Source organism: Streptomyces sp. SM11, assembly GCF_002910905.1.
Classification (GTDB): Bacteria; Actinomycetota; Actinomycetes; order Streptomycetales; family Streptomycetaceae; genus Streptomyces.
Map to the genome: position 1 here is coordinate 16,882 of NZ_NEUE01000140.1, position 13,956 is coordinate 30,837.

The window sequence follows — 13,956 nt, forward strand, 5'->3', positions numbered from 1 at the left end:
CATGCCCCCGGCCAAGAAGCGCCCGCGCTCCTACGACCACCTCAGGACCCGGACGGCGGTCCTCGCCCAGTTCGCCCATGTGCGCGACGCCGTCCGCACGTTGACGCCCGCCCAGCTCGCCCGGCCGACCCGGCTCGGCGACTGGACGGTGCGCGAGCTCGCCGCGCATGTCGCGATGGGCCTGAGCAGCGTCGCTCGGTCACTGGCCCCGCCGGAGCCGCCCGGCCCGGGGCCCGAAGTCACCCTGCTGACGTGGCCTTCGGTCACCGCCGCGCACGCCGCCCGGATCGCCGAGGACGTCGAGGAGCTGGCGGCTGCCCGCACCGATCTCGCCACGCTGTACGAGGAGGCGGAGGCGGGGTTCACGGAGGCCGTCCCGGCGACCGGCGCGGGGGAGCGGCTGCTGTCCTCTCGCGTCGGCTCCATGCGGCTGTCCGACTACCTGGTCACCCGGACCGTCGAGCTGATCGTCCACACGGACGACCTGAACGAGGCGCTCGGCTCGGAGATCCCGTACGACCGGCAGGCGCTGGCCGCCTGCACCCGGCTGCTGGCGGACGCCCTCGCCGACCGGGCCCCCGGCGGCTCGGTCGAGGTGCGCGTCCCGCCGTTCGCGGTGGTCCAGTGCATCGGCGGGCCCAAGCACACCCGGGGCACCCCGCCCAACGTCGTGGAGACCGGCCCGCTGACCTGGATCCGGCTCGCCACCGGGCGTACGGAGTGGGCGAAGGCGTTGGAGGACGCCGAGGTCAGCGCCGGCGGGGAGCGCGCGGACCTGGCGGAGCTGCTGCCGCTGCTGGGCTGAGCCGTCCGGCCGGGCACGCGGTCCGGGCGGAACCGGATCGGACCCTCGTACCGTCACATCGCCATGCGAACCCAACGTATGACCCTCGGCGTCAGCTTCCTGGCCCTGCTCGCCCTCGCCGCCTGCGGTGCGGAGCCGGGGTCCGGCTCCGGCTCCGGCAAGGGATCCGGCGGCGAGGGCGTGCAGAGCGACGTTCCCGTCACCGGGGTGGCGTGGAGCGTCGACTCCTTGACCGTCGGCGGGAAGAGGACCGAGGCCCCGGAGGGGGCCCGGCTGGAGATCGACCCGAAGGGCCGGGTCACGGCCGGCTTCGGCTGCAACCACATCAGTGCGGACGCCCGGGTGGAGGGCGACCGGATCACCGTGGGCGAGCCCGTCTCCACGCAGATGGCGTGCGAGGAGGAGATCGAGAAGTTCGAGAAGGCCGCCACCGGCGCGATGGGCGGCGAACTCACCGCGAAGCTCTCCGGCAGGAAGCTGACCCTCACCACCGAGGGCGGTGACACCATCGCGCTCAGCGAGGTGAAGGCGGCCGGCCTGGTGGGCACCCGGTGGGCGGTGACCACGCTGGTCAGCGGTGAGACGGCCACCTCCGTACCCGCGGATCTGCCGAAGGAGCGGGTGCCCCACCTGACCCTCTCCGCGGACGGCGCCGTCCAGGGCGGCTCCGGCTGCAACATCTTCCGCGGCCGGGCCACGGTCAAGGGCTCCACGATCGTCTTCGGGCCGGTGGCGGGCACCCTGAAGATGTGCCCGGAGGCGGAGATGGAGGTGGAGCGCGCCGTACTCGCCGCCCTCAAGGGCCCGACGACGTACACGATCGAGGGCAGCACCCTCACCGTCACCGCGGACGACGGCAAGGGGATCGGCGCCACGGCCACACCTCCCGGGGCCGAAGACAGCTCCCAGCGCGACTGAACCCGGCCCCTCGGTGTGAGGCTCACCACGAAACGGGCGTTCGGTCAGCGGCCGGGGCGGTGATCCGGCAGGTTCACCGAGCGCCACGGCCGCCCGTCCGCCGCAGACAGTCCCTACCAGTCGGTAATCGGTCTCCCGGCCCGGAAGCGAGCCCTGCGGTCGCTTCGCGAAGCCCGCACCGCCCGCCCGGTCGTCACGCAACGTCACCGGCCGAAGTCCCGCGAATCGCCCGCCCCGGGCGGTGGGCGGGGCCGTTCCCGGTGCTCCATCGCGCGTTTGCCCACCGGTCCCCAATTCGGACCAGTGGTCGATCTCGCCTACACTCGGTGGCGTGCCCCGTGGTGATGGACGACTCAACCACGACCTGCTCCCCGGAGAGAAAGGCCCCCAGGACGCTTGTGGCGTCTTCGGTGTCTGGGCTCCGGGTGAAGAGGTCGCCAAGCTCACCTATTTCGGACTGTATGCCCTGCAGCACCGCGGACAGGAATCCGCGGGCATCGCAGTGAGCAACGGGTCCCAGATCCTGGTCTTCAAGGACATGGGACTGGTCTCGCAGGTCTTCGACGAAACGTCTCTGGGTTCCCTCCAGGGCCATATCGCGGTCGGTCATGCCCGCTACTCCACCACCGGTGCCTCGGTGTGGGAGAACGCGCAGCCGACGTTCCGTGCCACCGCGCACGGCTCGATCGCGCTGGGCCACAACGGGAACCTGGTCAACACCGCCCAGCTCGCGGAGATGGTCGCCGACCTCCCGCGCAAGGACGGCCGCGCCACCCAGGTCGCCGCGACCAACGACACCGACCTGGTGACCGCGCTGCTCGCCGGACAGCGCGACGAGAACGACAAGCCGCTCACCGTCGAGGAAGCCGCCGCCAAGGTGCTCCCCGACGTCAAGGGCGCGTTCTCCCTCGTCTTCATGGACGAGCACACCCTCTACGCCGCCCGCGACCCGCAGGGCATCCGCCCGCTGGTGCTCGGCCGTCTGGAGCGCGGCTGGGTGGTCGCGTCCGAGTCCGCCGCACTCGACATCTGCGGTGCCAGCTACGTACGCGAGATCGAGCCGGGCGAGCTCGTCGCCATCGACGAGAACGGCCTGCGCACCACCCGATTCGCAGAAGCGAAGCCCAAGGGCTGTGTATTCGAGTACGTCTACCTGGCCCGCCCCGACACCGACATCGCCGGGCGCAACGTCTACCTCTCCCGGGTGGAGATGGGCCGCCGGCTGGCCGCCGAGGCCCCCGCCGAGGCGGATCTCGTCATAGCGACCCCGGAATCCGGAACCCCCGCGGCCGTCGGTTACGCCGAAGCCAGCGGAATCCCGTTCGGCGTTGGACTGGTCAAGAACGCCTACGTCGGCCGGACCTTCATCCAGCCGTCCCAGACCATCCGGCAGCTGGGCATCCGGCTCAAGCTCAACCCGCTCAAGGAAGTCATCAAGGGCAAGCGGCTGGTGGTCGTCGACGACTCGATCGTCCGCGGTAACACCCAGCGCGCCCTGGTCCGGATGCTCCGCGAGGCCGGTGCCGCCGAGATCCACATCCGGATCTCCTCGCCGCCGGTGAAGTGGCCCTGCTTCTTCGGGATCGACTTCGCGACCCGCGCCGAGCTGATCGCCAACGGCATGACCGTCGACGAGATCCGCACCTCCATGGGTGCCGACTCCCTCTCGTACATCTCGATCGACTCCATGATCGAGGCGACGACGATCGACAAGCCGAACCTCTGCCGCGCCTGCTTCGACGGGGTGTACCCGATGGAGCTCCCGGACCCGGAGCTGCTCGGCAAGCAGCTGCTGGAGACCGAGCTGGCGGCGGGCCCGGCGGCGACCGCCGCGGCCGACGCGCTGCGCCGTCCGTGACCCGGACGCGCCGCCGCCTCCCCCACCAGCCCCGTATCTCCACACGAAAGATCCCAGGCCATGTCTGAGACAACAGGTGCTTCCTACGCGGCGGCCGGCGTCGACATCGAAGCCGGTGACCGTGCCGTCGAGCTGATGAAGGAGTGGGTGCGGAAGACCCAGCGCCCCGAGGTCGCGGGCCTCGGCGGCCTCGGCGGCTTCGCCGGGCTCTTCGACGCCTCGGCGCTCAAGCGTTACGAGCGTCCGCTCCTCGCCTCCGCCACGGACGGCGTCGGCACCAAGGTGGACCTGGCGCGGAAGATGGGCGTGTACGACACGATCGGCCACGACCTCGTCGGCATGGTCGTGGACGACCTCGTCGTCTGCGGCGCCGAGCCGCTGTTCATGACCGACTACATCTGCGTCGGCAAGGTGCACCCCGAGCGTGTCGCGGCCATCGTGAAGGGCATCGCCGAAGGCTGTGTCCTGGCGGGCTGCTCCCTGGTCGGCGGCGAGACGGCCGAGCACCCGGGTCTCCTCGGCCCGGACGACTTCGACGTCGCCGGAGCCGGTACGGGCGTGGTCGAGGCCGACCGCCTGCTCGGCCCGGACCGTATCCGCAAGGGTGACGCGGTCATCGCCATGGCGTCCTCCGGTCTTCACTCCAACGGGTACTCGCTCGTCCGCCACGTGGTCTTCGACCGGGCCGGCTGGTCCCTGGACCGCGAGGTCGAGGAGTTCGGCCGGACCCTCGGCGAGGAGCTCCTGGAGCCCACCCGGATCTACTCCCTGGACTGCCTGGCCCTCACCCGGACGACCGAGGTGCACGGCTTCAGCCACGTCACCGGCGGTGGTCTGGCGAACAACCTGGCCCGGGTGATCCCGGACGGTCTGCACGCCACCGTGGACCGCTCCACCTGGACGCCCGGCGCGGTCTTCGACCTGGTCGGGAAGGCCGGCCAGGTCGAGCGGCTGGAGCTGGAGAAGACGCTCAACATGGGCGTCGGCATGATCGCGATCGTCCCGGCCGACTCGGTGGACGCCGCGCTGACGACCCTGGCCGACCGAGGGGTCGACTCCTGGGTCGCCGGTGAGATCACCGACCGCGGTGACCACACCACGGGCGCCGAGCTGACCGGCGACTACGCACGTTAGCCGTACGCCGTTGTGCGCCGGACGGCCCGTCCGGCGCACAACGAACGGCACCACGGGGAGCCGGACCGGGACACACAGAACCCGGCCCGGGGCAGGCCCGGACCGGGTTGATGTGTCAGCGCGAGGTCAAGCGCCGCGGCGCTGTGACGACGGACCGGACTGATCGTCCTGATCCTCGTCATCGTTCTGGTTGTAGCGATCCGCGTACTGTGCGTACGGGTCATCTTCCTCGTCGTCGTCCTCGAACGGCTCTGCGTTCGGTGGCTGACTCGAAGGCGATGCGCCCAGCTCATTGGCCAGACGCGACAGGTCAGTCCCGCCGCTGCTGTACTTCAGCTGGCGGGCGACCTTGGTCTGCTTGGCCTTTGCCCGGCCGCGCCCCATGGCTCGACCCCCTCGGTGACGGGGCTCGACGGCCCCAGAGTCTTGACACGCGTTCATGTTTCGGGACGGACTCTCGACAGAGAGACCGCGCCCGTAGAGCTTTAACGGTACCTGCTTCCGTGGCCATACGGTACGCCGCCCGCATTCCGGTCCCCGGCACAGGGCCAGTGAGGAGCCCGTCCTCGCTGGTCAACTGCGATTTTAACCTCTTATGGAGGCGCGACCCGCCGACCGGCGTGAGTCTTGTCTCGCCGGCCGGCGGGTCGTACGGCGCTCTTGCGCCGCCGCGCGGTCCCGCCGCGCGGTCAGCGGGCGCGTGCCTCCGCCATCCGCTGTTCGGCGAGCCGGTCGGCCGCCGCGGCCGGCGGAATTCCATCCGCCTTCGCACGTGCGAATATTTCCAGCGTGGTGTCGAAGATCTTCGCGGCCTTCGCCTTGCACCGGTCGAAGTCGAACCCGTGCAGCTCGTCGGCCACCTGGATCACACCACCGGCGTTGACCACGTAGTCGGGAGCGTAGAGAACCGACCGGTCGGCCAGGTCCTTCTCCACACCCGGGTGCGCAAGCTGGTTGTTGGCCGCTCCGCACACCACCTTCGCGGTGAGCACCGGCACGGTCGCGTCGTTCAGCGCACCGCCGAGCGCGCAGGGCGCGTAGACGTCCAGGCCCTCGGTACGGATCAGCGTCTCGGTGTCCGCCACCACGGTGACCTCGGGGTGCGGATCGGTGATCCGGCGCAGCGACTCCTCGCGGACGTCGGTGATCACGACCTCGGCCCCGTCGGAGAGCAGGTGCTCGACGAGATGGTGGCCCACCTTGCCGACCCCGGCGACGCCGACCTTGCGGCCGCGCAGCGTCGGGTCGCCCCACAGGTGCTGGGCCGAGGCCCGCATGCCCTGGAAGACCCCGAACGCGGTGAGCACCGAGGAGTCGCCCGCGCCGCCGTTCTCGGGGGAGCGGCCGGTGGTCCAGCGGCACTCCCGGGCGACGACGTCCATGTCGGCGACATAGGTGCCGACGTCGCAGGCGGTGACGTAGCGGCCGCCTAGCGAGGCGACGAAACGGCCGTAGGCGAGGAGGAGTTCCTCGCTCTTGATCTTGTCCGGGTCGCCGATGATGACGGCCTTGCCGCCACCGTGGTCGAGGCCGGCGAGGGCGTTCTTGTACGACATCCCGCGCGACAGGTTCAGCGCGTCGGCGACGGCGTCCGCCTCGGAGGCGTACGGGTAGAAGCGGGTACCGCCGAGGGCCGGGCCCAGGGCGGTGGAGTGGAGGGCGATGACGGCCTTGAGGCCGCTGGCACGGTCCTGGCAGAGCACGACTTGTTCGTGGCCCCCCTGATCCGAGTGGAACAGGGTGTGCAGGACGCCGTTAGTCACATCGGTCACTGTGGTGACTCCCAAACAACGAAGCGGCGGAGGCCCTCCTGGGGGTGGGGAGAGCCCCGGACCGACCGGCACGGCCGGTCCGATGGGCAAGAGCGTAAGTCCTCCGGCGGCGCGGATCTGCCCCCGCGCGAAGGATCACCCCCTGGGGGTGCGTCGCCGTGACACGATGCGCTGCATGTCGGTGGTGTCTTCGGTGCTCGTCCCTTACACGTCCTACCTCCGGGTCTACGAGCCGCTCGCCGCATTCGCCGAGCCCGAGCGGAGTCACTGGGCGCGCTACGCGCGGCGCGGGGACCTTCCCACGGCCCAGGACGAACTGCGCCGCTCGCTGGCAGACTTGGCGTCGACGCCGCCGGTCGGGGTGCCCGTGCACGAGAGCGGTGACGCGTTCGTGGCGGAGCTGGACGGGGTGGTGTGCGTCTGCCCGTGGCGGACCAGGCTGCGGGGCTGGCTGGCCCTGGAGGAACTGGGGGGCATGTTTCCGGCCAACGTGCTGGACGTCCTGCTGCCCGCGGTGGTGCGTGGCCAGGCGGCGGCGGACCACGAGCGCTGGCAGCGGCTCCACCCGGACGCGAGGCCCTGGATCCGCACCACGGTGTGGCAGGTCCCGGTGCGCTGGTTCGTCCTCTTCCGCGACGAGGAGCGGGAGTACACGGCGGCGGCCGAGGACGGGGCCGCGCCGGTGCTGCGCTACCGCACCCCGATGGTCGAGTCCCGGCGCCGGCTGGCGCGGGCGCTGCGGACCCTGCGCGGACACGTTCCCGAAGGCCCGCTGACCGAGGGCCTGGTGGACGTGGGGCGCTGGCTGGAGGAATTCCATCCGCGCTCCCTGGTCGAGCTGGACTACGGCGGCCTCGTCCACGCGCTGCCGGCGGAACGGCTCGCCGGGGACCGGTCGGCGGCGGACGTGGCGGAGGGGCTCACCGCACTGCGGGACGGCGACAGCGAGGGCGCGGGGGAGGCGTACGCGCGGCTCGCGGAGCGCTGGCGGGCGGTACGGGACCTCCAGTTCACCAATTGACGTGAAAAGGCCCACAGCGGCATCAAGGTGATGGAACCGGGGCATCCTTCATCCAGAACGGCCGAGAGGCCGGCGGACAGGCCGCGAGGTCGGACCGTACGGAAGGAGGAGGAAGCCGGGCCGCCTCGACGGAGGGCGGCGAAGGGGGCTCGACGGACAGGTGACGGGCCGTGAACCTGTGTCCTGTGTGGCACGTGTGATGTGTGAGGCGGAAGCGTACTCCGCTGGGTCCAGGACTTACGTCCCGAACCGGGCCTTTGCCTCAAGCGTGATGGACAGCACTAACGGGGCCCTTGCGCCCATCCCTACCCCTCATGCCAAAATAGGACAAGGAGTCCGGGGAGGGCTCCTTCTGTCCAAGTAAGGGCGGAATGCTCGACATTGCACTCTATGGGGGGTCTGACGACTCCTGATCGCTCTGTGACTGATCGTCACCAGGGTGTGACTGTCCGCTATGGCATGGTCCATCGGCTTCCGTCGCTGATGAACACCTGGGAGGGCAATTCCATCGGTTTGGCCGACGCGGCTGGACGGATGGTGTAGTTGTAGTGCCGAGGACAAGCCGTTCGTCCTATAACCGACTCGGCCCGCGTCCGCCATTTCGGGCAACGCGGGTCAAGGTGCAGAATTTAGAGGAAAGAACCGAGAAGGTTCGGTTCTCCCGAGGAGGCCGCTCATGACCGCTCGCACCCCTGATGCCGAGCCGCTGCTGACCCCGGCTGAGGTTGCCACGATGTTCCGCGTGGACCCGAAGACGGTCACCCGTTGGGCCAAGGCTGGCAAGCTCACGTCCATCCGCACGCTCGGTGGGCATCGCCGGTACCGCGAGGCAGAGGTCCGCGCACTGCTTGCGGGTATTCCGCAGCAGCGCAGCGAGGCCTGACACACCCCTGCCGCGCAGCAATACAGCAGCACAGCATCACAACCCGGGCAGCTGCCAGGTCCCCCAACCTCAGCCGCCCATCCATGGCTCCACTCGACGGACGCCTGCCCCAACGGGCGTCATACCTGTGTTCTACGGGTGCCGTCGTATCGATCGCGCTGGACTCCGCCGGGTCCAGCGCGATCTTTTTTATGCCCCGGGCGGGCTTGCCCGGGTCGCTCCCGGCCTCTTGGGCGGGTCCCTCCAGAACCGGGCGGTCGGTCGGCTTCGGAGGGGGCGGCGGGGCGTTCGTGGGCCCGCGAGCGGGCCGGTGAGCGGGTCTGTGCGGGAGTGCGGACGAGCGCCCCGGGCGGGGCGGGGACGCGGCGGGACAGCCCCGGACGGAACGGGCCTCGCGAGCCCGCCACCCCCGTGCAATTGCACATATTAAATTCACCAGTTGTAGGAGAGGCGTAAAATCCCCCGGTCTGAAAACTCTTTCGGTGACTCCCGTCACACCTCCCGATGCTTGCCAACTTCGAGCCTGCCACCGCACGGACGCGGAATCATCCGGCCGATGGTCATGTCGCGGAGGGCCTTTCGGCCCCGGCCCCTGCCTCGTTCTCGCGCTCTTCGGGCCGCCCGGCGGAGGCCTGCCGCCCGGCGGCGGCCTGCGGGGCGCCGGAATGGCCTGTGGGCGCTCTCCGCTCTCCGTCGCCCCCAGGCTCCATGGCGAGGCGCAGGAGGCGATGGCAGACCGCGCAGTGCCGGGTGAGGTGGCGATAGGCGGAAGCGGCCGCCAGGTGGGCGCGCAGCAGCGCGCGGGTCTCGTGTCGTGCTGTGGACGCGGACATGCGAGCCACCTCCCGGTGAGCCCGGCCGCCCCCGCCGTGAGGAGCGCCGAGGGAAGAGGGACAGCCTCTGCCTCTACGGGGTACCCGCGGCGGATGCCGCCGTCAAGACGCGAGAAAGCCCGGATCGAAAACGATCCGGGCTTTCCTCTACTGCGGTCCTGACGGGATTTGAACCCGCGGCCTCCACCTTGACAGGGTGGCGAGCACTCCAAACTGCTCCACAGGACCAGGTTTTCGCCGCTTGCCTTGCGGCTTGCTGCGAATCCAGACTGTACAGGAGGTGGGAGGCCCAGGTCGACTTCACTCCTGGTGGTGGCTCCGTCACCGCCTCCCGGGCCCCGTCGAAGCCTCCGCGTCAGGGCGCGAGGGCGTCGATCGCCTTCACGATCCGCTTGTCCGATACGGGGAACGCGGTGCCCAGGGCATGCGCGAAGTAGCTGACCCGCAGCTCCTCGATCATCCAGCGGACGTCCAGCACCTCCTGCGGCACCGGCCTGCCCTGCGGAAGCTGTTCCAGCAGCCAGGCGTACTCGTCCTGCATCTCGTGGACCTTCGCCATCCGCGTGGTGTCCCGCTGGGCGCCCGTCGGCATCTGCTGGAGCCGCCGGTCGGCCGCCACCAGGTAGCGCATCAGGTCCGGCAGTCGGCGCAGTCCGGTGGCCGTAACGAAACCGGACGGTACGAGTCTGGCCAACTGCTCGGTGACGTCGGTGACGTTGGCCGCCAGCGTCAGGCTGTTGGTCGACTTCAGCCGGCGCTCGCAGGCCTGCCAGGCGGCCAGGATCTGCTGCACCTGGTCGATCGTGCGGACGGTCAGGTCCACCAGATCGGCGCGGACCTTGTCGTACAGCGTCCGGAACGCCTTCTCGTCCCAAGCGGGGCCGCCGTGCGCGGCGATCAGCCGGTCGGCGGCGGCGGTCGCGCAGTCCTCGAAGAGGGCCTGCACCGAACCGTGCGGATTACGGGACAGGGCCAGCTTCTGCTGGTTGGAGAGCCGGTCCGAGGCGAACTTCGCCGGGTTCACCGGGATGTTCAGCATGATCAGCCGCCGGGTGCCGCGCCACATCGCCTGCTGCTGCTCGGCCTCGGTGTCGAAGAGGCGGACGGCCACGGTGTCGCCCTGGTCGACCAGCGCCGGATAGGCCTTGACCGGCTGCCCGGCCCTCCGCGTCTCGAAGACCTTGTCCAGTGCCCCGATCGTCCAGTCCGTGAGGCCGGAACGCTCGATGGACTCGCCGGACGGCCCGGCGGTCGCCGCGGCCGCCTTGGAGAGCGCCTGCCGGGCCTTCGGCCGCAGCTGGAGCTTCAGCGCCTCCAGGTCCTTGTCCTCGGCGACCTTGCGCCGCCGCTCGTCGACGATCCGGAACGTGATCTTCAGGTGGTCCGGGACCCGGGAGAGGTCGAAGTCGTCCGCGGTGACCGGCACCCCGACCATCCGCTGGAGCTCCCGCGCCAGCGTGAACGGCAGCGGCTCCTGGAGCGGGACCGCCCGGTCGAGGAACTTGTCGGCGTAGTTCGGCGCGGGCACGTAGTGCCGGCGGATCGGCTTCGGCAGCGAGCGGATCAGCTCGGTGACGACCTCCTCGCGCAGCCCCGGGATCTGCCAGTCGAAACCCTCGGAGGTGACCTGGTTGAGCACCTGGAGCGGTACGTGGACGGTCACGCCGTCCGCGTCCGCGCCGGGCTCGAACTGGTAGGTCACCTTGAACTTGAGCTTCCCCTGCCGCCAGGAGTCCGGGTAGTCGTCCTTGGTGACGGCCCCGGCCTTCTCGTTGATGAGCATGGAGCGCTCGAAGTCGAGCGCGTCCGGCTCCTCGCGCTTCTTGTTCTTCCACCAGGAGTCGAAGTGCGCCCCGGACACGACGTGCTCGGGAATCCGCTGGTCGTAGAAGTCGAAGAGCGTCTCGTCGTCCACGAGGATGTCGCGGCGGCGGGCCCGGTGCTCCAGCTCCTCGACCTCTCCGAGGAGTTTGCGGTTGTCGTGGAAGAACTGGTGGTGGGTGCGCCAGTCGCCCTCGACCAGGGCGTTGCGGATGAACAGGTCCCGCGAGGCCTCCTGGTCGATACGTCCGAAATTGACCTTGCGCTGAGCGACGATCGGCACCCCGTAGAGGGTGACCCGCTCGTACGCCATCACCGCCGCCTGGTCCTTCTCCCAGTGCGGCTCACTGTAGGTGCGCTTCAGCAGGTGCTCGGCGAGGGGTTCGATCCACTCGGGCTCGACCTTGGCGTTGACCCGCGCCCACAGCCGGGAGGTCTCCACCAGCTCCGCCGACATCACGAATCGCGGCTGCTTCTTGAACAGCGCCGACCCGGGGAAGATCGCGAACTTGGCGTTGCGCGCGCCCACGTACTCGTTCTTCTCGGTGTCCTTCAGCCCGATGTGCGACAGCAGCCCGGCCAGCAGTGAGGTGTGCACCGCCTGCTCGGGGATGGACCCCTCCGCCTTGGGCTCCTCGACGGTGATGTCCATCTGCTTGGCCACCGTGCGCAGTTGCGCGTAGATGTCCTGCCATTCGCGGATGCGCAGGAAGTTCAGATACTCCTGCTTGCACATGCGGCGGAACGAGGACGAGCCACGCTCCTTCTGCTGCTCGCGGACGTAGGCCCAGAGGTTCAGATACGCCAGGAAGTCGGACGTCTCGTCCTTGAACCGGGCGTGGTTCTGGTCAGCCTGGGTCTGCTTCTCCGCGGGCCGCTCGCGCGGGTCCTGGATGGAGAGCGCGGCGGCGATGACCATGACCTCGCGGGCGCAGCCGTTGCGGTCGGCCTCGATGACCATGCGGGCCAGGCGCGGGTCGACGGGCAGCTGGGAGAGCTTGCGGCCGAGCGGGGTGAGCCGCTGCCCCTTCTTCCCCTCCTGGGGGGACTTCTCGCCCTGGTCAAGGGCCCCCAGCTCCTGGAGGAGCTGCACGCCGTCGCGGATGTTGCGGCGGTCCGGCGGGTCGATGAAGGGGAACTTCTCGATGTCGCCGAGCCCGGCGGCGGTCATCTGGAGGATGACGGAGGCCAGGTTGGTCCGCAGGATCTCCGGGTCGGTGAACTCCGGCCGGGTGACGAAGTCGTCCTCCGAGTACAGCCGGATGCAGATGCCGTCCGACGTACGGCCGCAGCGGCCCTTGCGCTGGTTGGCGCTGGCCTGGGAGATCCGCTCGATCGGCAACCGCTGGACCTTGGTGCGGTGGCTGTAGCGGGAGATACGGGCGTTGCCCGGGTCGATCACGTACTTGATGCCGGGGACCGTCAGCGAGGTCTCGGCCACGTTCGTCGCGAGGACGATGCGGCGTCCCGTATGGCGCTGGAAGACGCGGTGCTGCTCGGCGTGCGAGAGGCGTGCGTAGAGGGGGAGCACCTCGGTGTGCCTGAGGTTCCGCTTGTTCAGCGCGTCCGCCGTGTCCCGGATCTCGCGCTCACCGGAGAGGAAGACCAGGACATCGCCGGGGGCCTCGTGACCCAGCTCGTCCACGGCGTCGCAGATCGCGGTGATCTGGTCCCGGTCGGAGTCCTCGCTCTCCTCTTCGAGAAGGGGGCGATACCGCACCTCGACGGGATACGTGCGCCCGCTGACCTCCACGATCGGCGCCTCGCCGAAGTGGCGGGCGAACCGCTCCGGGTCGATGGTCGCCGAGGTGATGACGACCTTCAGGTCCGGGCGCTTGGGCAGCAGCCGGGCCAGATAACCGAGCAGGAAGTCGATGTTCAGGGATCGCTCGTGGGCCTCGTCGATGATGATCGTGTCGTACGCCAGCAGCTCGCGGTCCGTCTGGATCTCGGCGAGCAGGATGCCGTCCGTCATCAGCTTCAGATACGTCGACTCCGGGTTCACCTGGTCGGTGAAGCGGACCTTCCAGCCGACGGTCTCGCCCAGCGGCGTCCTCAGCTCGTCCGCGACCCGCTCCGCGACCGTACGGGCGGCGATCCGGCGGGGCTGGGTGTGCCCGATCATGCCCCGGACGCCGCGCCCCAGCTCCATGCAGATCTTGGGAATCTGCGTGGTCTTGCCGGACCCGGTCTCCCCGGCGACGATCACGACCTGGTGGTCGCGTACCGCCTCCAGGATCTCGTCCTTCTTCTGGCTGACCGGCAGCTCTTCCGGGTACGACAGGGGCGGCAGCCGGGCCGCGCGTGCCGCGAGCCGTTCGGCCGCCTTGCCCGCCTGGGCCGCGATCTCGTCCAGCACGGACTGGCGGGCCTCGGGCTTGCGGATGCGGCGCGCTCCTTCGAGGCGCCGGCCGAGCCGGTTCGCGTCACGGAGCGAGAGCTGTCCGAGCTGGGACTGGAGATCGGCGAAGGAAGTAGACATACGGCTCCCAGGATCTCACCCGGGCCCGCGGAGTGGCGACCTCATTTCGCGCGGGCTGTGTCACGCGGCACGTACCATTTCGGGCAGTCGAACACTCAGCCCCGCCCCAAGACGCCCTCTGCCGCGAGAAAGGCCCGGTCCCCGTGTCCCGTACGCAGTGGTGGAGCCTGCCGGCGCTGCTCGCGGTCGTCGTGGCGCTGCTGTGCGGACCGGCGGCGACGGCGGTGTCCGCCGGAGCCGCGACCGGGGCATCCGTGCCTTCCACCTCCGCCCCGGCCTCCATCGAGCAGGACCGGGCCCCGGTGGCCGAATCCGCCGGCGCGGACACCCGTGTCCCCGGTTGCGGGAAGCTCCGCGACCACGACGGCGAGCCCGCCGTCCCCAGCCGCGCCCGCACCGCGTACGACCAGGCGCCGGGCCTCGCCCCGG

Annotated in this window: 10 protein-coding genes, 1 tRNA gene and 1 pseudogene; 7 read left to right on the forward strand and 5 right to left on the reverse strand. The window is 70.1% G+C overall.

The window, feature by feature from the left end; all coding sequences use genetic code 11:
- Position 1: 1 nt before the first annotated feature.
- The 4 genes from B9S58_RS11485 (at position 2) to purM (ending at position 4,715) form a co-directional block, all read left to right on the forward strand.
- Positions 2 to 805 (forward strand): maleylpyruvate isomerase family mycothiol-dependent enzyme, encoded by an 804-nt coding sequence (locus B9S58_RS11485; RefSeq protein ID WP_103532018.1) that lies wholly within the window; start codon positions 2 to 4, stop codon positions 803 to 805.
- Between the two features lie 63 nt (positions 806 to 868).
- Positions 869 to 1,723, forward strand: coding sequence for an META domain-containing protein (locus B9S58_RS11490; RefSeq protein ID WP_103532019.1), 855 nt, complete (start codon positions 869 to 871; stop codon positions 1,721 to 1,723).
- 331 nt (positions 1,724 to 2,054) lie between these two features.
- Positions 2,055 to 3,581, forward strand: coding sequence for an amidophosphoribosyltransferase (purF, locus tag B9S58_RS11495; RefSeq protein ID WP_103532020.1), 1,527 nt, complete (start codon positions 2,055 to 2,057; stop codon positions 3,579 to 3,581).
- A 60-nt stretch (positions 3,582 to 3,641) separates the two neighbouring features.
- Positions 3,642 to 4,715 (forward strand): phosphoribosylformylglycinamidine cyclo-ligase, encoded by a 1,074-nt coding sequence (gene purM, locus B9S58_RS11500; RefSeq protein WP_103532021.1) that lies wholly within the window; start codon positions 3,642 to 3,644, stop codon positions 4,713 to 4,715.
- A gap of 126 nt (positions 4,716 to 4,841) precedes the next feature.
- Here the strand turns inward: purM and B9S58_RS11505 are convergent, their stop codons facing one another.
- Together B9S58_RS11505 and B9S58_RS11510 are read right to left on the reverse strand one after the other, a co-directional pair.
- Positions 4,842 to 5,099, reverse strand: coding sequence for a DUF3073 domain-containing protein (locus B9S58_RS11505; RefSeq protein ID WP_103532022.1), 258 nt, complete (start codon positions 5,097 to 5,099; stop codon positions 4,842 to 4,844).
- Between the two features lie 305 nt (positions 5,100 to 5,404).
- Complete coding sequence (locus B9S58_RS11510; protein WP_103532023.1) at positions 5,405 to 6,487, reverse strand: Glu/Leu/Phe/Val dehydrogenase dimerization domain-containing protein; 1,083 nt, start codon at positions 6,485 to 6,487, stop codon at positions 5,405 to 5,407.
- A gap of 175 nt (positions 6,488 to 6,662) precedes the next feature.
- Here B9S58_RS11510 and B9S58_RS11515 point away from each other — a divergent pair, with 175 nt between their 5' ends.
- Both B9S58_RS11515 and bldC read left to right on the forward strand, forming a co-directional pair.
- Positions 6,663 to 7,508, forward strand: coding sequence for a hypothetical protein (locus B9S58_RS11515; RefSeq protein ID WP_103532026.1), 846 nt, complete (start codon positions 6,663 to 6,665; stop codon positions 7,506 to 7,508).
- 676 nt (positions 7,509 to 8,184) lie between these two features.
- Positions 8,185 to 8,391, forward strand: a complete 207-nt coding sequence (bldC, locus tag B9S58_RS11520; protein ID WP_003949541.1) for a developmental transcriptional regulator BldC — start codon at positions 8,185 to 8,187, stop codon at positions 8,389 to 8,391.
- Between the two features lie 560 nt (positions 8,392 to 8,951).
- Here bldC and B9S58_RS11525 read toward each other — a convergent pair.
- The 3 genes from B9S58_RS11525 to hrpA all read right to left on the reverse strand — a co-directional run bounded on the left by B9S58_RS11525 (position 8,952) and on the right by hrpA (position 13,527).
- Positions 8,952 to 9,224 carry a DUF6274 family protein gene (locus B9S58_RS11525; RefSeq protein WP_103532024.1) on the reverse strand — a complete coding sequence of 91 codons (273 nt, stop codon included), beginning with the start codon at positions 9,222 to 9,224 and terminating at the stop codon, positions 8,952 to 8,954.
- 153 nt (positions 9,225 to 9,377) lie between these two features.
- Positions 9,378 to 9,452 (reverse strand) — tRNA-Asp (locus tag B9S58_RS11530).
- Between the two features lie 127 nt (positions 9,453 to 9,579).
- Positions 9,580 to 13,527 carry an ATP-dependent RNA helicase HrpA gene (hrpA, locus tag B9S58_RS11535; protein ID WP_103532025.1) on the reverse strand — a complete coding sequence of 1,316 codons (3,948 nt, stop codon included), beginning with the start codon at positions 13,525 to 13,527 and terminating at the stop codon, positions 9,580 to 9,582.
- A gap of 143 nt (positions 13,528 to 13,670) precedes the next feature.
- Here hrpA and B9S58_RS11540 point away from each other — a divergent pair.
- Positions 13,671 to 13,956: pseudogene (locus B9S58_RS11540) on the forward strand (hypothetical protein); the annotation flags it as partial.

Coding starts and splice junctions, on each gene's coding strand:
- B9S58_RS11525 (WP_103532024.1), bottom strand. CDS start 9,224: ATGTCCGCGTCCACAGCACGACACGAGACCCGCGCGCTGCTGCGCGCC.
- B9S58_RS11505 (WP_103532022.1), bottom strand. CDS start 5,099: ATGGGGCGCGGCCGGGCAAAGGCCAAGCAGACCAAGGTCGCCCGCCAG.
- B9S58_RS11515 (WP_103532026.1), top strand. CDS start 6,663: ATGTCGGTGGTGTCTTCGGTGCTCGTCCCTTACACGTCCTACCTCCGG.
- B9S58_RS11485 (WP_103532018.1), top strand. CDS start 2: ATGCCCCCGGCCAAGAAGCGCCCGCGCTCCTACGACCACCTCAGGACC.
- purM (WP_103532021.1), top strand. CDS start 3,642: ATGTCTGAGACAACAGGTGCTTCCTACGCGGCGGCCGGCGTCGACATC.
- bldC (WP_003949541.1), top strand. CDS start 8,185: ATGACCGCTCGCACCCCTGATGCCGAGCCGCTGCTGACCCCGGCTGAG.
- B9S58_RS11490 (WP_103532019.1), top strand. CDS start 869: ATGCGAACCCAACGTATGACCCTCGGCGTCAGCTTCCTGGCCCTGCTC.
- hrpA (WP_103532025.1), bottom strand. CDS start 13,527: ATGTCTACTTCCTTCGCCGATCTCCAGTCCCAGCTCGGACAGCTCTCG.